Origin of the sequence: Tahibacter aquaticus (assembly GCF_004363655.1) — a bacterium.
Lineage (GTDB): Bacteria > Pseudomonadota > Gammaproteobacteria > Xanthomonadales > Rhodanobacteraceae > Tahibacter > Tahibacter aquaticus.
This window is the reverse complement of record NZ_SNZH01000015.1, coordinates 23,370-44,295: the sequence shown is the minus strand read 5'-3', so window position 1 is coordinate 44,295 and position 20,926 is coordinate 23,370. Positions and strand designations below refer to the sequence as shown.

Below are 20,926 nucleotides of genomic sequence, written 5' to 3'. Positions count from 1 at the left end.
ATTTACCGATCGCCCGCACCGACCAAGCGGACCAGCTCGGCCGTGCGGTTCACGTAGCCCCACTCGTTGTCGTACCACGCGTAGATTTTGACGTGCGTGCCGTTGACCACCATTGTGGACAATGCATCCACGATGCCAGAGCGCGGATCGCCCAGGAAGTCGATGGACACCAGCGGGCGTTCTTCGTAGCCGAGGATGCCGCGCAGCGGTCCGTCGGCCGCGGCCTTCAGCAGCGCGTTCACTTCTTCCACCGTCGTCGGTTGCTCGACCTCGAACACGCAGTCCGTGAGCGACGCGTTGGTCAGCGGCACGCGCACGGCGTGCCCGTTCAAGCGGCCTTTCAGTTCCGGAAAGATTTGGGCGATGGCGGTGGCCGAACCGGTCGACGTCGGGATGAGGCTGGACCCGCACGCCCGCGCGCGTCGCAGGTCCTTGTGCGGCGCGTCCACGATGACTTGCGTGTTGGTCAGGCTGTGGATGGTCGTCAGGCTGCCGTGTCGGATGCGCAGGTTCTCGTGGATCACCTTCACGACTGGTGCGAGGCAGTTCGTGGTGCACGAGGCGGCGGTGATGAGGCGGTGGACGGCCGGATCGAAGCGGTCGTGGTTGACGCCCACCACGCAGTCGAGCACCCCGGCTTCTTTCACCGGCGCCGTGATCACCACGCGCTTCACGCCCTGGTCCAGATACGGACGCAGCACCGCGGACTTGCGGAATTTTCCGGAGGCTTCGACGACGACGTCGCAGTCGGACCAATCGGTGTCGGCGATGCCGGTGTTCCGCGTGAGCGGGATGCGCCGCCCGCCGACGACGAGGGCCTCGCCGTCCGCGCGCGCTTCGTGCGCCCAGCGGCCGTGGATCGAATCGAAGTTGAGCAGGTGCGCGAACGTGGCGACGTCGCCGCCCGGATCGTTGACGCGCACGAACGTGAAATCGGGGGAATCCCAGGCGGCGCGGAGGGTCAGGCGGCCCATGCGGCCAAACCCGTTGATGCCGACGCGAATTGTCATGGCGTTTCGTTTCTCAGCAGATCGAAAGGAGAGGTGCGGACGCGGGTCCGTTCACGGCGCCGCCGTACCGGTAGGCGCAATCGGGAACTCGCCCAGGCGCGTGCGCAGGGCCAACCGATCCAGCGATTCGGCCTTCAGTTCCGTCAGCAGCGAAATGCGATGCTGCAAGAGGAACAGGGTTTCCCGAAACGCGGCCTTCTGCGCCAGCGAAGAACCGCCGACCGCTGCCGGATCGGGAACGCTCCACTGCGCGGTGATGGGCCGACCGGGCCACACCGGGCAGGACTCGCCGGCGGCGCGATCGCACACGGTGATGACGAAGTCCATCGGCGGCGCGCCGGGTGCGGCGAACTCGTTCCAGCTCTTGCTGCGCAGCCCTTCCGTCAGCAGGTCGTTGCTGCGGAGCAGCTCCAGCGCCAGCGGGTGCACCTCGCCGCGAGGGTGGGCGCCTCCACTGAACGCCTCGAAGCGACCGCCGCTCAGGTGGCGGGTCAGGGCTTCCGCCAGGATGCTGCGGGCGGAGTTGCCGGTACACACATACAGCACGCGGTAGGTCGGATGCATGGAGGTCTCCGGAACCGTTCTCGGGGTTGGTGCGTTTCTACGCCGGCGCGCGGAAACGGAGCCGGCGGGCGCGGGCCGCAGCGGCGCTCATTGGGGCCGCGCGGGCTTCCGCTTCACCATGGGCAGAGGCAGCGGCGTCGCGACGGGCACGCACATTTCCGGCCGCCCCCCGCAGCACGTTTCGGTCAGGTAGGCGACCATCGCTTGAACCGTCGTCAGGTTGGCGATGTACCGGACGAAGCGCCCTTCCTGCTGGCTCTCCACCAGCTCGGCGTGGCTGAGCTCTTTCAGGTGAAAGGACAGCGTCGCGCCGGGCAACCCCAGGCGTTCCGCGATGGCGCCCGCGTGGACGCCCTCCGGCCCCACCTCGACCAGGTAGCGGTAGACGGCCAGACGCGTGTCGTGGGCCAGCGCGGACAGGGCTTTAAGAGCAGCTTTCGTTTCCATTGTTCGATTATTCTGGAAATAACAAAAACGTGCAAGCGGGGCTGCCGCCGGTGGCGACCGAACCGCGCATCGGAAAAATCCGACGCATCTGCAGGAAAAGCACCGATGCCAAGCTGAAGGCGTCAGACCATGCTCGCGCGAAGGGCGCTGAGAGATCCGATGCACTGACGTCAGACAGAGCGGACATCCGTCCACCGATCGCGCCGCCGATTCCCGCAGGCAGTCCCGTCCGCCCGCTAGCCGGACGGCGGCAAGCCGTCCTAGAGCGAGAGAAAATGACCGACTACTTCGAAATCGATTTTCTGGGCGTAGAAACCGCCAAGAGCGGCGACGCCATCACCCTCCGCTACTCTATCGGCGGGATCACGAGAATCCACATCGTGGACGGTGGGTATCTTGGAACCAGCGATCAAATCATAGAACACCTGAAGACGTACTACGGCGCACCAACCTTCATCGACGCGGTCGTGTTGACGCATTCCGATCGGGATCACGCGAACGGGCTGAGGAAGATTTTGGAAACCTACGACGTCGGTTGCCTCTACATGAACCGGCCGTGGTTGTACGCCGAAGAACTGCTCGCCCGTTTCGAAACCTACACGTCGGCTTCTGCGCTCTATCGGAAGCTGAGGGAGGTGTATGCGGCGGTGGTGGAACTGGAGGACATCGCGTTGAGGCGCGGAATCCCGATCAGCGACGCGTTTCAAGGGGCGGCGATCGGATCGTTCATGGTGATGGCCCCGTCCAGGACCCGGTACCTCGATCTCATTGTGGCTTCCCAAAAGACGCCTGAAGCCGCGAAAGCCGAGGGTTCGGCGCGATTCTCGCTGCTGCGGAACCTCGTGGAGGCGGCGAAGAACTTCATTGCAGCGGCCTGGGGCGAGGAACGTTTCCCGGCCGACGGCACAAGCTCCGAAAACGAGATGAGCCTCGTCCAATACCTCAACTTCGGCGGTGAGCCCATCCTCCTCACCGGAGACGCCGGCCGTGAAGCACTGACCGAGACCATCGCCTACGCGCCGATGGTCGGACTAAACCTGCCGGGCTTGAAGATGGTTCAGGTGCCCCACCACGGCGGACGCCACAACGTGAGCAGCGAAATACTGGACGCGCTGCTCGGCCCCAAGTTCGACAGCATGCCCGCCAACACCCTTTTCTCGGCCATCTGCAGTTCCGCGAAGGAAGACAAGGACCATCCTCGAAAAGTCGTCAAGCGCGCCTTTCTCCACCGCGGCGCTCATTTTTCCGAGACAGAAGGGAAACCGGTCCACTGGTCCCGCGGCATCAGCCGCCCTGGCTGGACCAGCATCCCCCAGGCGGACTACCCCACGGAGATGGAAGAGTGAGCGAGACGGGCCTATCCGATTTGAAGTCCATTGGAAAATTCTTCAAAGAATTCACGGATCCCTACGAACGGAAAGCGAGGCTGATGCCCGGCCTGTTGGCCGTTCTTCCGGTGCTGGTCGGCCTGCTCGTACTGTACGGCCCCCGGTATCCACTTCTGACGGCACTGTCCTCTCTGTTGTGCGGCTGCGGCGCGCTCTACGTCCTGGCGAACGTTGCTCGAACGAGGGGCAAGGCTGCCGAAGAACGACTGGTACGCCAATGGGGAGGCCTTCCTTCCATTCTGTGTTTGCGGCACCGCGATTCCCACCTCGATCGGATCACGAAAGAGCGCTACCACCAACTGGCTCGTTCGAAGCTCGGCATCATCATGCCCACGGTGGACGACGAAGCCTCGGATCCAAAAGCGGCCGACGAAGCCTACGAGGCCGTATGCCGCGAGCTGCGGCGACGGACGCGGTCGAACAGATCGATGCTTTTCAAAGAGAACATTTCCTACGGGTTCAACAGGAACATGCTCGGCGTAAAGCCGATCGGAATTTCAACGTCGTTCGCCGGAGTGGCTTTTGCGCTCCTTCTGTCCGGCGCGATCAACCTTGCTCCCTGGTTTTTCTCAGCGGATCGGCTGTTGAGCCCTGGACTTCCCGCCGCACTCACCTTTCTGATCTCCGCGCTGATGCTTTGCTTCTGGCTCTTCCATTTCACGGAATCGGCAGTCCGACGGGTTGGCTACGCCTACGCCGAGCGGCTGCTGGAATGTCTTGATTCCTTGCCGGCTCGTCGAACAACCCAAAATGGACTTCAAATGAAAACCGACCCAACCGCGAAGTCAAACGACCAGCCGGTCTGATTGCGCTGCTACCTGGACTGCTCGGCGGAACTCCCGACTCTTCATCGCCAATGTACACAGCGGCTTTGGTATACCGGGCAGCCGCGATCCACGATCCGATTCACGTGTTCAATGCCACTTCGAGACACCACGCCAGCCTACACATCGGATTATCCGTCGTCTTGCCGCATTGCCCTTTCGTTCGAATTCGGAACCTCTGAGGATTGACTGTGCTACAGATCGCTACCGGTAAGCTGTTTACGCGCGCTCCGATCCGGACGAATAAACTGAGAGGAGTGCTCTATACAAACGCGAATCTCGGCTACGATGTGGATCGCGTAGAAACGGCGATAGGCTGCCTCTTACCGTCGGAAGCCGGTATCGACCGGGTTAAGGCAGTTGCCTATGAATTCGTCGAAAAGATCGAGGCCGAAGAGAACGGACGTACCGTTCTAATTTCAAGCACTGCGGCGCCCTATGTTCTGGATTTTTCGGCCGTGGTTTCTTTTGCACTGAACTGCATGTGTAGCCCAGATTACGGCCTTGTTGATCGACTCACCATTGGCAGGCCCGGCGTGTCTACGCGTGTCCCGCCCGGAAAATTTTTACGAAGGTTTTTCGACAGAGAAGTGTATTGTCAAACAAGCGAACTTGATTTCCTGGTGGCATTCACCAAACAGCTTATTGGGCTCAAGCGAAAACAATTCCTTGGATCAATGCGGGCCATCCGAACCTACGTCAACGCCATACACAGGCTCGCCGATGACATTGAGCTCGCGTACACGTTGATGGTGGCAGCGGTCGAATCGCTGGCGCAGGAATTCGACGGCCACGAACCCGATTGGGCTTCGTACGACGATCGCAAACGCCGAGCGGTCGACAAGGCACTTGAAGGTACTCCGGAGGAGACTGCCGAGCGTGTCCGGAACGCTTTGCTTGGCGTCGAGCACACGTCCTTAGGCCGGCGCTTCAGGGAGTTCTGCTGCGCCCACACCACGCCGGCCTTCTTCCGTGAAGAAGCGCTCGGTGTATCCAACCCGCTGGCGAAGAACGATCTGCAGGAAGGATTGAAGAACGCCTACACCGCGCGATCCGAGTACGTACATGCGCTCAAGCGACTTCCGCACATCCTTGCCTTCGGCGATCTGGTGGGGGAGCAAACCGTAAACGATCGATCCGTTTTTTTTACGACATCCGGACTGGCGCGCCTCATGCGCCACACCATCATCACGTTCGTGCAACGACAGATTACCGTCGAAGTGGAGCCATACCCTTACCACCTGGAACGGGATGGGATCGCTTTGCTACCACTGGCCGCCGAATACTGGGTGGGCAACGTGGGCGACGGAATAGCCGACCAAGGGCACAAGAAGCTCGAAGGCCTATTGGAACAGATCACGGAACAGCTCCAAAATCCGGATCAGCCGGCGCTCACGGACATGCGCGCTGTGCTGAGCAGCGCGAACGAAATCCTGCGCGGGATCACGCCCAACCGCAGAAAGCCGTTCTTGGCGCTGCATGTACTGTTCAACGGGTTGGTTCCAGAACAGGACCGAGCCGAGCGCCCCAACCATGTCGAAGCCTTCATTCGCACAGAGTTTAGACCGCCGAGTCCAGAGGCACTGTTCTGCCACGTGATCCTCGGCCAGACACCGCCTTGGACGTTGTCTGAACACGGCGGAGCGGTGGACGGCTACTTCAAACGCCGCGGAAAATCGAACGGCTTTCGAGCGCCGCGCCTGCTGGAGGCCGCCGCCGTCCTCGATTTGGCGGAAAGATATCGGGCGGCTGGTCAGCTTGAGGATTGTCGACGCGAAGTCGCGCGAGCAGTTGAGAACCATCCGGGGCAACCGGCGCTGCTGAAACTAGAAGAAGATCCGGATGGCGCTGGACCGATATCTTGGCGGACTCTCTTGTTGCCGGTCCGCCCTGTGGACCCAGGCATGCCTACCGCTGAGCAACCTGGTGGAAGCTGACTCGGCACGCAACGACATAACAGGAGCGCAAACTCACTGGAATACGCAGTCCTGGTTGCATTGATATGGCTGTGCAGATTCGCCATCGCTTTTCCTACGACGCATACCGACGAGATTCTTTCGACCTATGGCCCATTTGCGAATTGCTTTCAAGACCAATGAAACAGTTCGGCCCGCGTTCTGGTTCATCAGCAGGGGGCCGGACCTGTATTGGTCAGGCTTCGACCGTATGGTCGGTGCCGCCCACGCCAATACGGCACACGGCTTGACCGTCGCGCAAAAGCCATCAAGAGGGGATCCGCCAATCAAGATGTCCTACCACTCGTCCGGTGAATTTCATGCGCGCGGATCGGGGCACGACAGCGGTGCGATTCCTTGGCGCTCTACCCGCGACATCGCGCGCCCCTACCGCATCGCAACCGTGCTGACCAGGTGGCCGACCTTATATGCGCCGAGCAGCAGAAATCTCAACAAGGGTGGAGCTCGTTCGCTGACGCTGACGTTGCCCGCCACACTTTTCCACCGCCGGCTCTACGTGGAGTTCTTTCTGGGCCGCCGTGGAACGCATCCGCTTCCCAGCTCGTTGTTGGTGGGAAATCCTCAAGACGCGCCCGTGGCGATGGAACCCCTTGACGAGGGACTGGTGCTCGCGATCCGCCTGTTCCGTTTGCCGGAATGCGTCAGCATCCATCCCGACGACCCGAAGCTTGATTTCTGGATCAATGGAAACGACGAATCGAATACCGCCATTTGACCACTTCATTCGTAGGCCGGTCGTAGGCGCGTGTGTCCGGTGGGTAGCGCGCGGGTGGTGCTTGGAAGAAGACTACACCGCAACGTCAGCCGCTTAAATCGCGGGTGATTGCTCTACAAGCGCGGACGAGCCGGACGGAGATCCGACGCTTCCACGCGGCCGCCGAGCGCCACGGCCGAAACCAACGGACCAGCCCATTCGGGAAAAGGATTTAGTCCCAGGCGTAAGGCGTGTGCTATGCGTACGAGGCCCGCGAGCTCACCCGAGCCTGGCCACAACGCCGGATCCAGCCCTTGGTCCTTGAGGCGTGCCTTCGCATCGGCGCTGCAGCTGAACTGTATCGCGGCACCGTCGCTGACTTGCATGGTCGCCCGGTACTCCCAAAGGCCGTCGTTGTTCTGCTCGCCCTCAAAAAGCACGTCCCCACCGAAAAGCTCGTCTTCTCCCTGCCGCAAAAAGCAACCAGGAATGCAGCGGGCGTCGTGTACGTCCGACGGCAGCGGCAAGTCGACCCGGGAACGCACGATCTTCGCCCAGCTGCGGCGACCGTGTTCCGAAGGACCAAGCGAAACAGAAGCCGCAGCCCGTGTGCGCCCAGCGGGGTTTGATTCGGTGGCCGTGTTGGGATTTAGCGAACGCATGACTGAATCGAAACAGCTTCTGGGTCGCTGTCAACGGACCGGCATTAAGGTCGAACAGCGCACACAGCAAAACGCCCGCGGCGAGGCGGGCGTCTGTGTTGCACCGTTGGGAAGAGAAATCCCCCCGCGGAAGAACCACACCACAACAACCTAAATCATCCCTGTTAAAACAGGGCAGGTACAAACGCCGAAATTCTCAGCAAGAAGAGAACAGGGCAATCCCTGTAAGCACAGGGCGAAAAACGTACTGCTACCCAACGGGATCCAGATTGCACCGCCCTTGGTTCCCCGAATGGGATCCAAACACGACAGCGGGAAAACCGCTTCGCATGCTCAACTCACTACCCCGTTATCGGGGAACCAGAAGGCGGTACAGACACACGGTAGATCGAGTTACATTTGCCGTCAAGTGGATTCAGGCGGTTTCCCGATCGTTTTCATAAACTTACTGCGAGCGACACAAAGCGCCTGGCACGCGATAAAGACGTCTACAGATACGGGTCGTCTACCACCTCGACCCGGACTTGGTGGATCGTGCGCAGTGGCGTTCGAGTATCTGGGCGCTCTGCACCCAATGCAGAGAACATTCGAGCCACGCTTTGGGAACGTCAGAACACCGCGCGCGCCGTCAGGATCGTGGTATACCCTCGCGCAGGGCAGCTGTGTCGCCACCGGGACGGCGTTCGACATCCCCATGGTCATTCAAGTCGAGGCGCTGAATTTGGCTCGAAGACCAGCGAATGAAGACGTTGATCTACGCGCTCTTTGGGTCGGCCCAACCAAGGGAACCTCTGTGAACCGCCCCGTCGTTTTCCGAATCGCGCCAGCCGTGAATATGGAACATGCGGAACGCTTCGCCCACCCCAAAACTGGAAACCACACAGCGCTGCTGCTAGCGCGCAAGTACGCTTGCCGCAATCGGTTTCGGCAGTGGCGCCTGGTCTCGCTGGATTCAGCGCCGCAACGAACCGGCCTACCGAAATCGGTCCAATCGGACGCGGGCTGAGAGATGGGGGCGGTGCAAAGCAAAACGCCCACCTCTCGGTGGGCGCTCGCGCCGCGCCGGTGGAAAACACCGGCAGCAATCCCTGTCAAACAGGGCAGATGAAGCGAGCCTCTCGTCGGCATTCGGGCGATCCCTGTTAAAACAGGGGAAAAAAGAAGCCGTTCTTGCTAACAAAGAAAAAACTGGGCAATCCCTATTATCCGGGCAATCCCTGTAATACAGGGCAAACGCAGCACCCGTTCCACTCGCTTCAGCGTGCCCGATGTTCTGAGCACGTAGATAGTGTAGCTCAACCGAGGTACGAGTCAAGCTAACTCAAGGCAAATTTCTGATCTTAATCAGCTACTTAATATACTCAAACGCGGCGCAGCGCACAATTTGCCTGAATGCATTAGGAGGTGCCTGGCAAACCAACCGAGGCTATTGACCGACGCGCGGTGCGCGAGTCGTGATGCGCTCGAAGCACCCGGCTTGCCGACCAGTCATGGGATCCACCCCTCAGGGGACGAGCCCCAACGCTGGCGCTGCAGCGCATGCAGAAGCACCGGGGGAAGATCTGCGGCGGGGGCGCCTTCGTCGTCGCGTTCACCTAGTGGAATCGGTCCGAAGGCAGCCTCCTTGCCTCCCAGAGCGGCCCGCATCGCCAGCTCGGCGTCGCGCCCGTGGAGGCCGGCTGCGGCCACCAGGACGGCCGCGCCGTGGACACTCGGGCCGCGCACGACCGCTGCGGCAAAGTCCCGCACTTGCTCCGGTACGTTCGCGTCATTTGCCACCCGATCGAAATCGGCGGCCAGGCTCTCCCACACCGCTGCGGGGTCGCGCCACGGCCACCGGCGCGTGGATGGACTCGCGCTCTCCAGCGTCCGTTGGACGCGGTACCGCGTTTCCACTGCACTCAGGCGGGAGATGGAATGCGGGTCGTTCCAGTTTCGAAAATTCGGCGGCATCGCAGGGCTCCAGTAGGTGGGTTCAGTCCCAACCTAACGAGACACCGGCGGCCGTCAAGAGCGCGGCGCCGCGCCCACCGCGCCTCACTCAAACCCATCCTCGAACACCCGATCCGGATCCCGCTCGAACGCGCCGCTGTCGCAACGCACACCGAGCGGCCGCGCCACGCCGCGCTGATCCGTACCGGAACAACCCGCCGCATTGACCACGACCGCATCAATGGCTGGGCTGCCCGGCAGCAGGGCAACCGTCGGCGTCGGCCCACCGTTATCACGCAAGGCACCCAGCAGCAGCGACACATTCGCGCTGTCGTTCAACGCCGACGCCGCCGCGAAGCAGCTGCTGTCGCTGCCCAGGTTGTCGCCGGCAGACATCAAGGCCGTACCGGAGCAACTGTCCGCGATCACCGTGCGGCGTACCGTTGCCGTGCCGTAATTGCTGATGCCCGTGCCTTCGGCCGTCGCCACATTGGCGCTGAAGGTGATGCTGTCGAGTGTCAGCGCACCCGTGTTCTCGATGGCCCCGCCTCGACCATCCGGACCGCTGATGTTCTGGCTGAAGGTGGTGTTCTTCAGCGTGGCGGTGCCCACGTTGAACAGGGCGCCACCGCGGTTGAAGTTGCCGCTGGATCCTGCGGCGTTCCCGACGAAGGTGCTGTCGTTCACCACCAGCGTCGCGCCGGCGTCGTTGAGCATGGCACCACCGGTGGTGCGCGCTTGGTTGTTGGAAAACACGCAGCGATTGAACGTGGCCGTGCCGTAGTTGGCTATGGCGCCGCTCTGCCCGGCGCCGCGGTTTTCCGTAAACACCGTGTCGTTGGCGGTAAGCGTGCCGAAATTGTTCACCGGCCCGCGCGGGTTGTAAGACACCACCGCATCGTTCAACGTGAGATCGCCGTTGTTGTCGATGGCAATGGAGTATGAGTTGCTGATCTGCACCTGGTTGAATACCACCGCAACGCCAGCCGCAATCCGCAGCATGAAAAACTGGTCGTTGCCATCGCCATCCAGCCGCAATCGGTCGGCACCGGGGCCGTCGATGATCACGTTCTTGCTGAACGACAGTTCGTTCTGCAAGCGGATGACTGCGGGGTAGGTGAGATCGAACGTGATGGTGTCGCCGGGGTCCGCGAAAATCAGTGCGTAGCGCAGCGAACCTTCACCGGAATTGTTGGTGTTGGTGACCGTGCGGATGGCTGCCGCAGCCGGCGCGACGCACCCCGCGACCAGCACCAGCGCCGCAGCACGCACGATCCGGTCTATCAACACAGAACTCATAGTCTTTCCTTAGGTGGTGGCCGCAACGCCAGCCCTCACGTGGCGGCGCGGGCGTTCACATGGCGGTAGGTCGACCCGCGCGGAGTGCACGACGGTCGTTGTCTCGAACGACGAACGGCGGCGAGTCCTGCCATATGAGCCGATACTCTCGGCGAACAACTTCCTCAGACGCCGATCGGGCGCTGTGTCGAGGTCGGTGGTCAACAGGGTCGACCGGCGCGCGAGTCGTGATGCTTTAGGCGTTGAGTCGTGATATCACGATTGCAAGCTCAGGATCTTCCTACGCTTTCTGAGTTGTACTCACAAATACGTTCGAAGTTGTGAGTACAGAGAAATCACAGCAACTTCAGAGACCTCAATCGACCGAGAAGTTGCCTCACACATGCGGCCACGACAAAAGTGCGTAAGAAGCGCGCTATAGGGCAACCCACACAGACCAAAAATTTCCTGAGCGGCAACCCCGCCTAGAAACGGGCCGCCTTGCCTCAACCCCTCGCCTCGGAAGGATCGAAACTCAGGACCTGATCAATCTCTTCCTTAAAAATGCGTGGTCGCCCCTTTGTTATGTAGGTGGTCCGCAATCTGTCGCTAACCGCCCGTACCGAATCGACATCATGTACGGAATAAACGATAACTTGCCGACCGCGATACCCCATATTCCGCGCTTGCTCGGCAACGTACAGACCGCGATAGATCTCGTAGACTGACCCTCGCTCTCGTAGAAGCTCCGAGTATTCACCAGTTGCAGGGACGTTCAAATCCAGAACCAAAATTCGGAACTGCGTCCCCGACCTCAGCGCCGCCATCGCCGATGAAATGTCAACAACAAAGGTAGTTCTGTAACCCTTTGCTTCAAGATATTCGGCCAACCAGTCGAGCAAATGTGGCTCGTCATCCAAAATCAGAACTTCTGTCGCGGCCATTTATCGTTCCTTAATGAAAGCGCCCGGGATTCTGACTTCGAAATTTGCTAGCCGACTGCTGAATACATAGCTTGCGCTGATATTGCCATTGAAGAGCCGCTCAACAATCAGTTTGCAGATATGCAGACCAAGCCCGGAACCGGAAGATGTCCTTTCGGCAGCCGCCCGACCTCGTACTCCAATCGCGAATATGTCCTCGCTAGTCTCGAAGGGTGTACTCCTCCCTGACAATGTAACAATCAAATCCCCTGTCTTACGCTGAATCCAATGTTTCACATCGACGATTGATTCCGGCTCACCGTACTTTACGAAATTGTCGAATAGATTCATAAAAACTTGCCGGAGCAGCTCAGGATCACCCTGCACTGAATTTTGTACGGCCTTGTCAATTACTTCGATACGTACATGATTAGTTGTCCCCTGCTCCTGAAAGAAGAGCGCAGCCTCTATCAACAGCTGAGGTATAACGCAAGTTTTCTTTGATTTTAGTCGTAAATCTTGCGCAGCGTCGGTTCCGTACTGGGCGAAGTAGGCAAGGTTCCGTATTAGGGACACAGTGTATTCCAACTGCGCCCGCGCACTCTTCAGTCGTTGCTCTCTCCGAGCTCCCTCGATTGTCCCATCTATGAGATTGTCCAGTGTACCGATTACCCCATTTAGGGGGTTAATGGCCTGATGAGTAATGTTCGAAATTAGAGCCAACGTGTAGTTTGATTCCGGATCACTCATCGGCGACCTCGATACTGACCTTGGATGTTGTAGACGTGATTGTCATTGAGCCCCAGAACGCAACCGCTCGGAGATCGCCTTGAAATGTCTCAGATGCGGGCAAGTCGGCGCCTGACATAGCTATACTGTCCCCATCCATACCTACCTGAATCGTCTGGGACGTAGAATGGCACCGCATCAAAGCAAGCAGCGCACGGACCACATATCGGTCAGCTTTCGCTGCTTCTAGGACGTCGTTGCCATCGACCCACTGGTAGCCGTCCCTAGCACTGAAGAACCGCTCGCATGCGATCTTTCCGCGGTTTTCAACTTCTTCAAGGCGAGCCGAGATCAGCTCGGACAGCGCATGGATTGCTTCATCGATACGATCACGGCTCTTGCCGAATTCTCTATAAGAACCGGCCGTGTTCGCATACTTTGTAAGGATCTTTGTAAGAGGAAGTATCGATATAGCGCTATCTATAACCGGATTAGCGCTTAGGCCGTACTTAACTAACAACTGTGGATACAGCCCCATCCTGTTCAACAGATCCGGCGCCCCCCAAAAGCGGATGACAGGGCTCTTTCTAGTCTCGTTCCAACGATTTACTTCGTCGACAGCTTGCGGCGATAGAGTTGAGCTAGTAACAAAAAGCAATACGTCCGCGCAATGGGTTTCCGCATAGGCAATTTTTTCCCAAACTATCGGCCAGCTCACCGATTCGGTATAACGCTTACACTCGACATACCAAATTTCCTGCCGTGTGAAACCGGAAAAGTCTGGCCGGAAGTATTCCCCTTGAATATCGCGACCAACGTCCCGCCCCGGAGTGCGCCAAACGCAGTTTTTGAGGCCGAGTAGCTGGACAAGGTCGAGCACAAGATTTTCGAACTGGCTTGGAGTTAACGCTGTTAGGTCGGTCAATGGCTCGTTCCTCAGGCATGCAGGGCAAAACACTTTCTGCAAACGCTCGCATCGAAAGCCCACCCATCGGCAGGCACTAGGATCCCGTAGATGGTTTAGGCACTACTGAACCGCGTTCGCGCGTAATATGCTCGTTCTTCACCAATCCACAGCACCGTAGATGGTGTCTCCCGTAGAGGTATCAGGCCAAATGACGTGGCTTTTCCGTGCTACTTTTCGGCAGTCTATCACTGTGAAAACATGGCCGGCATCGAGGCCAACGCATGCTCGCTGCAACAGTCGTTTATTGTCAGTAAACGTTGCGATCGCTGCTATCGCGTCTAGTAGGGAATCTCAGTAGTCTTCGTCAGCGCCCGATACGCCTCCGCGCGCATGACGGTCGTGCCCCGCGCGTCGAGCAATCGCCCGCCTTCATCCACGCGCCAACCACGCTTGGCGTGGCTGGTGGGCGAAAGCCAGTCCCTGAGTTCCTCAATGCCCTCGGGCGGCACTGCCGCCTCCGGCTCACCGCAGTTCCCGCCCAACTTCGCCCTCAACTGCCCGACCTCCTCGCGAAGCACGCGGTTTTCCGCGCCCAGTGCGGTGGCTCTGCGCTCCAACGCCCGCACGTGGTGCCGCACGAGCGGCGACGCTCGCCCCAGTTCCGCTTCGGTCGGATCCGTACGCCTCGGATGCTTCGATACGGGATTTCTCTCGGCGAACGCCGCGATCAGAAGTCGGTAGGGCTCGCCCTCCGGATTGCGGATCGTGCCCTCGGCCGGCCCCGGCTCGTCGTCTGGGTGCCGCTTTTTGCCGCAGGCTTGGGCTACCGACGCCAAGCTGTAAATGACCCCAGGTGTCTGTGCCATTTCGGCGCACACGTCGTGCATCCGCTGCAATGCCGCGGCGCGCCTCGGGTAAGCGGCGCACAACCGGGCGCACAGCGCCGCGGTGTCGGTCGCTGGCGTCAGCCCCTGCACCCGGCCTCCGCCCAGGCCCACAAGCTTCGCCGCGCTTTCACTCCGGACTCCACAGCCCCTCTCTCGACGCGCGCCCGCCATTCGACCTGCGCCTCCGCTACGACCGCGGACTCGACCGCCGACATCGTCGCGGGGTGCGGGGCAATGCGGTGTTCCGCGATCAGGCGGTCGGACAGCACACGCGCCATCTCGGCCGCCTCAGCATTCGGTCCGAAGTGCATCCTCGCCCCTTCCGCGAGCGCGCGTAGAACCGCCGGCTCGTGCGCGGCCGCTAGCGCTTCCGACCAATCATCGGCCGACCCGTTCGCGACCAGGTCGAGACCTCCCATGGCTGCGTGCGCCGCCGCCCTGCACCGCTGCGCCGCCGCGAACGCAGCCTCCCAGACCGGCTGAAATTCCTCCACCTCTTTCAATGCATCGCCCGCAGCGCCTTCTGCCTTGGCCAGGTGGGCGCGCAGGACGGTACGTACGTCTGCATCCCCCGCCTGGCCGAGCCGGTCCTCGAACTCCCGTGCTTCGCCCTCGCGGCGCCAGTAGCTGGCAATGCGCCGGCCATACGTCGTGCTCAGCACGTTGAGGCGGTCCAGGAGTGCCGGCAGGTGCGCCGGGCTGCTCACGAAAAAACGGCACTGAAGGCAGCGGTGCAGCCCGCCGGGCGCCGGGCCATGCACGCCGTCGCGCGTCGGCGGCCCGCCGACGTGGCAGCGGCCGGCGCCGACCGGGCACACCCCAAACCCCGTCGTGGAGAAAACTGGCCCGGCCAAGCCCGCCGGCCCCTCGCCCGTGCCGAACGCACCGGCGGCCCACCGCGCAGGGATCCACGGCGCCGCTGCCCCCGGCACTTCGCACGCGTGCAGATCGGCGGCGCGGCGCTCCCGCAGATGCTCCTGTGCTTGCTCCAAATGCGCGGCCACCGTCGCATCCGAGGGCGCGTAGTAGTGGGAGGTCATGCGCTCGGTGGCGTGGCCCAGGCACCGCCCGATGGTCGTCAGGGGGACGCCGGCGTCGTGCAAGGCCGTCGCGTAAGAAACCCGCGGGGTGTGCAGGTCGTACACCGCGTGCCGTGGCAAGCCAGTGGTCGAGCGGCGATCGATAAGACGGGGGATCACTGCTGCCAATTCAGGATACCGACCCGCTTTGATGCGGCGCTCCATTTCGTCCAGTGCGGCGAGCCACATGCCCTGCAGCTGCAAGGTGTCGAGCGGTTCGTTTCGCGGCACGACGCGCGGGTCGCGAAAAAGAAAAAATGCATCGGGCTGGCGCGCGTACGCCTGTCGGTCCCGCCGCACGCGCAGTGCCTGAAGCGCCGTCCACCGCGTCGGCGCAGCCACTGGGTTGTGCTCTACTTGCCACGCCTCCAACGCATACACCGCTGCCGCCACTTGGGCCTGCGGCCAAGGCAGCACGCGCCCCGGATGGTGATCGAACCGTTTGCGGTCGTAGCCCTTGTCTGTGTTGACAAAGAACACCGTGCGATCGACGCCGTCGATACCGCGCAGCCGATGCAGAAACCCTCGTTGCGGGGCCGCGCCGCGGCGGCCGGTGCAGCAGGGCGCCGGGTTGCGCACCCACCCCTCGGGCGTGAATCGTTCGATGTCGCCTTCACTCGATTCCAAGAACACGACATCGGCGTTGCGCAGCGGCAGGCGCAGTTTGACCAGCAGCGCCACCGCGCGAACGGGGCACCACACCCGCTCCCCGCGCACGTCGTGCACCCAGTCCGCCTCCAGCGTCTTCGGCCAGGCAAAGTCGTCGGCCGTAAGCAGATCGGCCAGCGCGTCAAGCAGGGCCATCGGCATGGGCGTGCGGTGCGTGCGCGCCGCGCCCGGTACCAGCGGTCGGTGGCTGAGCGGGTTGCGGTGGTGCCCCTTGTCCGCGGCCAGCGGCCCTGCTCGGCGTTCGTGCAAAAGCCAATGGAAAAAGCGATAAATGCCGTTGTGGATCTTCGTTTCGTCGTTGGATCGCCCGCCCGAGCGGTCTAGGAACGCGCCCAGTTCCGTCGGCGCACCGTAGTCGGGATTGCAGAATCGTCGCGGGTCGCGCGTCGTCGAAGGAAAGGCCCACAGATAGCGAACCAATTCGCGTCCGGCCCGCATTGCCGGTGCTTGGTGCGTGCACTCTTTAACCCACTCGGCCAGCACCGATCGCCAGCGCTCCAGCCCGGGCTCGTGTTCGGTCGCCCACTTGAATTCGGGATCGTAATTTCCCGGCCGATGCAGCTTCTGGCGGTTGGTGGTTCGAGTCCGGCGCTTGCTCACGTCGAACCCCTTCCCAGCTTCTTGAGCACCGCGCCGTTTCCACGAAGCACGCCCCGCTGCTCGGCGGCCGTCAGGTCGTCGGCCACCTGTTGGAGCGAGGGCTGCGTGTACACGCCTTGCGATTCCGGGGAAACGTGGTGGAGCGCGACCTGGACTGCACCGCGCGGCGCACCGGCTGCGGCCAGGCGCCGCCCGTATGCGTGGCGGTGTGCGTGCGGGGTGGTCCCCAGTGCCTTGGCCACAGTCAACCCGATGCGGCGCACCGCGAGCGCGTGCGCTTGTCGGTAGCTCTGCAACGTGTATGGCATGCCGCGTTCCGGGCCGTGTTCGCTGACGAACAAAAACGGGTGGCGGCCTTTGTCGTCGGGCCGCTCGGCGCGGTAGAGGTTGAACAAACGGAGGAAGACCCTGCCCCATTCCTTCGGGAACCAACGCACCGCCGAATAGCCTTCCGCGGGGCGATCAAGGCGCAGGTTTTTCCAGCCTGCACGCTGCCCCGGCGCGGCGAGGGTGCGAGGTGCGCGCCTGTACCATTCGCGCAGGAATTCTTCGCGCTGTACCGCACCGCGGCCGCGCCGCGAACCCTGGGCCTTCGCGGGCGCCCGTCCGACCTCGGGGTGGTAGAGCCGCACCTCGGCGCAGTCGGGATCGGTCGGATCGACGCCGACGTCGTCCGTAAAGATGTGAAGCGGCTCGCACGAGCGCAGGCCGCCACCGTGGAGCAGGATCGTGTAGAGGACGTCGCGCAGGTTGAGCCCCAGATCGCCGTCTTCCGGGCGCGCGCCGCGCCGGCGAAAGCCAACCGTAAGGAGCTCTTCGATCTTGCTTTCATCGAAGGCCACTGCATCTGCCTCGGTTGCCGGACGGCGCCGACTCGCCGAAAACGCACGCCCCCTCTCGTGCGCGACCGCGGAAGCCGTGCTGAAGGGAACGGCGGCGTGTTTGGCCCGGTGCGCCGCGCGGCGTGCGGCCACGGCGCGATCGAGCCACTGCACCGCCGTCGGCCGCGATCCGGTCGTGTCGGCCAACCACCGCAAGAACCCGTCGAGCACGGCCAGACGCGCGTGCACGGAGCGCGGCGAGGCCGGTGGCCAACGCAGTTCGGCCAGCGAGCCTTCGAGGTGTTCGGTGCCGCCGACGAGAGCTTCAGGGAAAGCCGTCCAAATCGACTCCGCCGAACCGCTGCGCGCGTGCGCCAGGCCAAAGTCCCACAGAAGGCCGACCATCGCCGCGATGCGCCGTTGGCGCTCCAGCGAGCACGAGCGCCCAAGGTGCTCGAAGTATCGAAGCAGCGGCTCAAAGCGCTCGGGTTTGCCGCCTTCCTGCCAGGTCCACAGCACGTATCGACTCCGCTGAGGCTCCAGCGGGGACGGCGCGTCTTCGTGCCTCACGTAGTGGGATCGACCGCTTTCTGCAGCGGAATCGGGCCGGGTTTCGGTGGCCGGCAAACAGGCCGGCAGTGTTGTGCAGAGAATGGGCATCGGGGCTCTCCAGGAATAAGAGGGCCGCAGGCCACCGTCCCGAGCGAACGGGCACCCTTGACGGTGGGCAATTGCGCGCTACGATGCCGATGCGGTGGTCGAAAACCCGCGTCAACAGGGCTCAGCATCCGGCATGGTGCTGGGCCTTTTTCGTTTGCACGCCCTGCGGTGGGAAACAGGGTCAGTCGGTACGGTCTCCTGCCATTAGGCGACCCTCACCAATACCAAGGTCCGCCAATCGCGCAAGCTCCGGTTTGGCCGTCCAAACCTCGGTACCGCACTCGCCCTCCGCGTCCCCGCAACCGCGCTTTGCTCCTAGAATCCGGGCCGATTCCGGCGTCTCGGCATGGTTTTGCCCGACGCCGGACTTGGCCAAAAATGTGACGGCCGGTACAAACTTGGTGACGAACGGTACTTCCTGCCAGGCTTCGAGGAGAGGGTCTCCCTTTGCCACGTAGTACCGGACCAGTGTTTCTCCCACGCGCCGGCGGAAGGTGTCGTACGCCAGATGAGGGCGTGGCGCGCTGGCCCTGTAGTCTTCCCACGCATCGCGCAACGTGGCCTTCGGACGAGCGAGGAACGCGGCGACCCTGTCGGGATCGTAGGGCGTCTTCGAGGGCGGGCGGTACCGAGGCTTGTTGAATTCCAAGTCCAGCTTTTCAACGGACAGGGGTTCGTAGTAGGACCAGGGCAGATCGCGTTCGGCGACTTCTTTGCGGTAGCGCCCCACGGTTCTGGAACAGAAATCTGCTTTGCGACCGATGCATGCAGCAGAGAGCTCAGGGCGTTCGCACAGCAGCTTTATCAGGGGATGCAAATCGTTCATGGATGGGTCTCCAGCGAGCCGCACGAGCGGCAGGGGAAACCGGCAGGCACGCGGGGTCGTCGCCGGCGCGGTGTGCCAGCTTGACTCCGGGGTGAGCGTCGCTAGAGTCGTTGCAGTGTGGAATCCGCCAAGAAACCGCACAACGGGGGCACAGTTCCTGACGGGTTCTGTGCCCCTTCTTCTTGCGAGTGCCGCCGGGAAAAAGGGAATAAGTGGATACGTGGAGTGGCGCTACGTCATGGCAGCGGCTCCGCGATTCGAGAGGATGAAAGCGAACAGCGTGGGATCATGCGGGCGGCCCTCCTTGCCGCGGAATCGTGGAATCCGCTCACCCTAGTTGACATCGGCAAGCCGTCAACCCGTTCGGACCGCGCATTTCGTGCGCCGATTCGCGCTTAATACCTGTTCGTCGGCGTATCGAGTGCCATCGACGATTCCTCACCCCGGGCGCGGTCGCTTCGTCGCCGAGGGGATGGAGTTGTCATCGACCGTCTGCACGCGTCGCTCGCGCCGGCGTTTCTCTGCCCACTGCCGCTTGGACAGCGACCGCGGGTTTTCCTCCGAGTGCATTGGTTCGCTGCGCCCCGCTGGTTCGACGTCGGGCCGGCGGCCACGCTTGCGCCCCGATCGCCTTGACGAATCCAGCATCGGGACGGTCTCGTGTTCGGTGGGGCGTGTGCGCGCATGCAGCGCCGCCAAGCGCTCGGACTCGGCGCGATCGGCTTCGGCCTGAGCACGACGAACGACCGCATTGGCCTGCGCCTCGCCCTCGGCAGCGACTTCCTGGATCATTCGAACATACGCCCGGAGTCGGTCCCGTTCGATGCGCAGGCGCTCCTGCTCGGCTGTCGCCTGCGCGTTCAACAGCCGCGCCGACGCTCCGGTAGCGCGTGTATTGAACGACGCATCCCCAATAACCTGGGCTGGCCCTGGCCGCCGCACCGACGCGGACGGAACTCGGGACCGGTCGACCCCGATGCGCCCCGCACGGGCGGAACGCGCCACGGCAGTGTTGTCGCGCCGGATGGCGGCATTTTCGCCTCCGCGCTCTGTCCGCTGGCCGCGACGCTCCAACGCCGTGGCGGACTTCCCCCGGTGCAGCTGCGGCGTGCGGGACAAACGGGCGACCGCCAGGGTGTCGCCACGCCGTGCTGCGGAAGTTGCCTGATCACGCAGCGAACGGTGGTCTACACGGCACACGACGCCGGCAGCGGCCAAGTGCTGATTGGTCAGCCGCGCCACTTCGGCCCGCAAGTGCCGCACCTCGTCCTTGCCGGTCTCGCGCTTGTCTAGCACCGTTGTTTTTGCACCGAAGCCTTCGGGTCCGAGCACTCGGGTCGAAAACAGGATGTGCGCGTGGTGATTCCGATCGTCTCCTGTCTCCGACGGTTCGTGGACTGCAACCAACACGGCCACGTTGTAGCGTTCCACCAGCATCAAGCCGAGATCGCGGGCCAACGCCTCGCGCTGATCCGGATTCAGTTCGGAAGGGAGAGCCACTTCTAGCTCGCGGGCCACGCACGAATTGCGTCGACCCTCGGCCCGCTCGGCGGCGTTCCACACCGCAGAGGGGTCAGCGGCCCACTCGGGTGCATCGTCCGGTGAGAGGGTGAGCACGGAGACGACACCTTTGCGACGGGTGTAGTCGTGTGCGGTGCCGGTGCGCTCGTCCAGAATGCGCAAACCGGCCCGGTACGCGGCCGCTCCAGTGGCCGTATGGCCTTGGGCGCGGGTGAAAACCTTCAAGGTAGCGTGATAGATGGCCAGATGATCCCCCCTTGACCGAACATAGCGGGGGAAACGATTGCCACAAGTTGAACAATGTTAGCCGGTTTGCGCTAAACCGAAGGTTGCCACGCCGCCGGCAACCTCAAACAAACCAGCTTGGCCGTTGGGGACTGAAGAGAGAGCTGGATGGCAGAAGCACCCGCCCCTTTTCGAGTCCCCACCGCACACCGCAATCACCAGACCGGTTATCAGCGGCGCCGTTGGAACCGAACGATCCCCGACGCGACATTTTCGTATTTATCTGAAATGTGTCAATTTATTG

General features: G+C 62.1%; 18 protein-coding genes. 4 read left to right on the top strand and 14 right to left on the bottom strand.

Annotated features, from left to right (window positions below):
* Positions 1 to 2: 2 nt before the first annotated feature.
* From DFR29_RS21225 to DFR29_RS21215, 3 genes are all read right to left on the bottom strand, one after another.
* The gene (locus DFR29_RS21225) at positions 3 to 1,010 is read right to left on the bottom strand and encodes an ArsJ-associated glyceraldehyde-3-phosphate dehydrogenase (protein WP_133820651.1); all 1,008 of its coding nucleotides are present in this window, start codon (positions 1,008 to 1,010) and stop codon (positions 3 to 5) included.
* Between the two features lie 51 nt (positions 1,011 to 1,061).
* The gene (locus DFR29_RS21220) at positions 1,062 to 1,574 is read right to left on the bottom strand and encodes an arsenate reductase ArsC (protein WP_133820650.1); all 513 of its coding nucleotides are present in this window, start codon (positions 1,572 to 1,574) and stop codon (positions 1,062 to 1,064) included.
* Positions 1,575 to 1,661: 87 nt separating this feature from the next.
* Positions 1,662 to 2,021, bottom strand: a complete 360-nt coding sequence (locus DFR29_RS21215) for an ArsR/SmtB family transcription factor (RefSeq protein ID WP_133820649.1) — start codon at positions 2,019 to 2,021, stop codon at positions 1,662 to 1,664.
* Here DFR29_RS21215 and DFR29_RS21210 point away from each other — a divergent pair.
* The 4 genes from DFR29_RS21210 (at position 2,021) to DFR29_RS21195 (ending at position 6,924) form a co-directional block, all read left to right on the top strand.
* Positions 2,021 to 3,367 (top strand): ComEC/Rec2 family competence protein, encoded by a 1,347-nt coding sequence (locus DFR29_RS21210; RefSeq protein WP_243746133.1) that lies wholly within the window; start codon positions 2,021 to 2,023, stop codon positions 3,365 to 3,367. The two genes, DFR29_RS21215 and DFR29_RS21210, sit on opposite strands and share 1 nt — an antisense overlap.
* Positions 3,364 to 4,215 carry a hypothetical protein gene (locus DFR29_RS21205; RefSeq protein WP_243746132.1) on the top strand — a complete coding sequence of 284 codons (852 nt, stop codon included), beginning with the start codon at positions 3,364 to 3,366 and terminating at the stop codon, positions 4,213 to 4,215. The genes DFR29_RS21210 and DFR29_RS21205 overlap by 4 nt, the downstream gene beginning before the upstream one ends.
* 209 nt (positions 4,216 to 4,424) lie before the next feature.
* Positions 4,425 to 6,170, top strand: coding sequence for a tetratricopeptide repeat protein (locus tag DFR29_RS21200; RefSeq protein WP_133820648.1), 1,746 nt, complete (start codon positions 4,425 to 4,427; stop codon positions 6,168 to 6,170).
* A gap of 127 nt (positions 6,171 to 6,297) precedes the next feature.
* A complete protein-coding gene (locus tag DFR29_RS21195; RefSeq protein WP_133820647.1) occupies positions 6,298 to 6,924 on the top strand; it encodes a hypothetical protein in 627 nt (208 codons plus the stop codon).
* A 113-nt stretch (positions 6,925 to 7,037) separates the two neighbouring features.
* Here the strand turns inward: DFR29_RS21195 and DFR29_RS29740 are convergent, their stop codons facing one another.
* From DFR29_RS29740 to mobQ, 11 genes are all read right to left on the bottom strand, one after another.
* Positions 7,038 to 7,565 carry a hypothetical protein gene (locus DFR29_RS29740; protein ID WP_208113676.1) on the bottom strand — a complete coding sequence of 176 codons (528 nt, stop codon included), beginning with the start codon at positions 7,563 to 7,565 and terminating at the stop codon, positions 7,038 to 7,040.
* 1,488 nt (positions 7,566 to 9,053) lie between these two features.
* Positions 9,054 to 9,518 (bottom strand): hypothetical protein, encoded by a 465-nt coding sequence (locus DFR29_RS21190; protein WP_133820646.1) that lies wholly within the window; start codon positions 9,516 to 9,518, stop codon positions 9,054 to 9,056.
* Between the two features lie 84 nt (positions 9,519 to 9,602).
* Complete coding sequence (locus tag DFR29_RS21185; protein WP_133820645.1) at positions 9,603 to 10,796, bottom strand: choice-of-anchor Q domain-containing protein; 1,194 nt, start codon at positions 10,794 to 10,796, stop codon at positions 9,603 to 9,605.
* 485 nt (positions 10,797 to 11,281) lie between these two features.
* Complete coding sequence (locus DFR29_RS21180; protein ID WP_133820644.1) at positions 11,282 to 11,719, bottom strand: response regulator; 438 nt, start codon at positions 11,717 to 11,719, stop codon at positions 11,282 to 11,284.
* On the bottom strand, positions 11,720 to 12,448 hold the full coding sequence (locus tag DFR29_RS21175) for a sensor histidine kinase (protein ID WP_133820643.1): 729 nt from the start codon (positions 12,446 to 12,448) through the stop codon (positions 11,720 to 11,722).
* The gene (locus DFR29_RS21170) at positions 12,441 to 13,352 is read right to left on the bottom strand and encodes a restriction endonuclease (protein WP_166654252.1); all 912 of its coding nucleotides are present in this window, start codon (positions 13,350 to 13,352) and stop codon (positions 12,441 to 12,443) included. The genes DFR29_RS21175 and DFR29_RS21170 overlap by 8 nt, the downstream gene beginning before the upstream one ends.
* Positions 13,353 to 13,672: 320 nt before the next feature.
* Complete coding sequence (gmtX, locus tag DFR29_RS21165; RefSeq protein WP_133820641.1) at positions 13,673 to 14,311, bottom strand: gamma-mobile-trio protein GmtX; 639 nt, start codon at positions 14,309 to 14,311, stop codon at positions 13,673 to 13,675.
* Positions 14,299 to 16,569, bottom strand: a complete 2,271-nt coding sequence (locus DFR29_RS21160; protein ID WP_166654251.1) for a VPA1269 family protein — start codon at positions 16,567 to 16,569, stop codon at positions 14,299 to 14,301. Before DFR29_RS21160 ends, gmtX begins: the two co-directional genes overlap by 13 nt.
* Positions 16,566 to 18,050, bottom strand: a complete 1,485-nt coding sequence (gene gmtY / locus DFR29_RS21155) for a gamma-mobile-trio recombinase GmtY (protein WP_133820639.1) — start codon at positions 18,048 to 18,050, stop codon at positions 16,566 to 16,568. Before gmtY ends, DFR29_RS21160 begins: the two co-directional genes overlap by 4 nt.
* A 181-nt stretch (positions 18,051 to 18,231) precedes the next feature.
* Positions 18,232 to 18,876, bottom strand: a complete 645-nt coding sequence (locus DFR29_RS21150; protein ID WP_133820638.1) for a hypothetical protein — start codon at positions 18,874 to 18,876, stop codon at positions 18,232 to 18,234.
* Between the two features lie 438 nt (positions 18,877 to 19,314).
* On the bottom strand, positions 19,315 to 20,637 hold the full coding sequence (gene mobQ, locus DFR29_RS21145) for a MobQ family relaxase (protein ID WP_279571532.1): 1,323 nt from the start codon (positions 20,635 to 20,637) through the stop codon (positions 19,315 to 19,317).
* Positions 20,638 to 20,926 lie beyond the last annotated feature (289 nt).

Bases quoted from the DNA above. Each gene is read 5' to 3' on its own strand.
- DFR29_RS21190 (WP_133820646.1), bottom strand. From the start codon at position 9,518: ATGCCGCCGAATTTTCGAAACTGGAACGACCCGCATTCCATCTCCCGC.
- DFR29_RS21195 (WP_133820647.1), top strand. From the start codon at position 6,298: ATGGCCCATTTGCGAATTGCTTTCAAGACCAATGAAACAGTTCGGCCC.
- DFR29_RS21175 (WP_133820643.1), bottom strand. From the start codon at position 12,448: ATGAGTGATCCGGAATCAAACTACACGTTGGCTCTAATTTCGAACATT.
- DFR29_RS21220 (WP_133820650.1), bottom strand. From the start codon at position 1,574: ATGCATCCGACCTACCGCGTGCTGTATGTGTGTACCGGCAACTCCGCC.
- DFR29_RS21180 (WP_133820644.1), bottom strand. From the start codon at position 11,719: ATGGCCGCGACAGAAGTTCTGATTTTGGATGACGAGCCACATTTGCTC.
- DFR29_RS21150 (WP_133820638.1), bottom strand. From the start codon at position 18,876: ATGAACGATTTGCATCCCCTGATAAAGCTGCTGTGCGAACGCCCTGAG.
- DFR29_RS21185 (WP_133820645.1), bottom strand. From the start codon at position 10,796: ATGAGTTCTGTGTTGATAGACCGGATCGTGCGTGCTGCGGCGCTGGTG.
- DFR29_RS21225 (WP_133820651.1), bottom strand. From the start codon at position 1,010: ATGACAATTCGCGTCGGCATCAACGGGTTTGGCCGCATGGGCCGCCTG.
- DFR29_RS29740 (WP_208113676.1), bottom strand. From the start codon at position 7,565: ATGCGTTCGCTAAATCCCAACACGGCCACCGAATCAAACCCCGCTGGG.
- gmtY (WP_133820639.1), bottom strand. From the start codon at position 18,050: ATGCCCATTCTCTGCACAACACTGCCGGCCTGTTTGCCGGCCACCGAA.
- DFR29_RS21215 (WP_133820649.1), bottom strand. From the start codon at position 2,021: ATGGAAACGAAAGCTGCTCTTAAAGCCCTGTCCGCGCTGGCCCACGAC.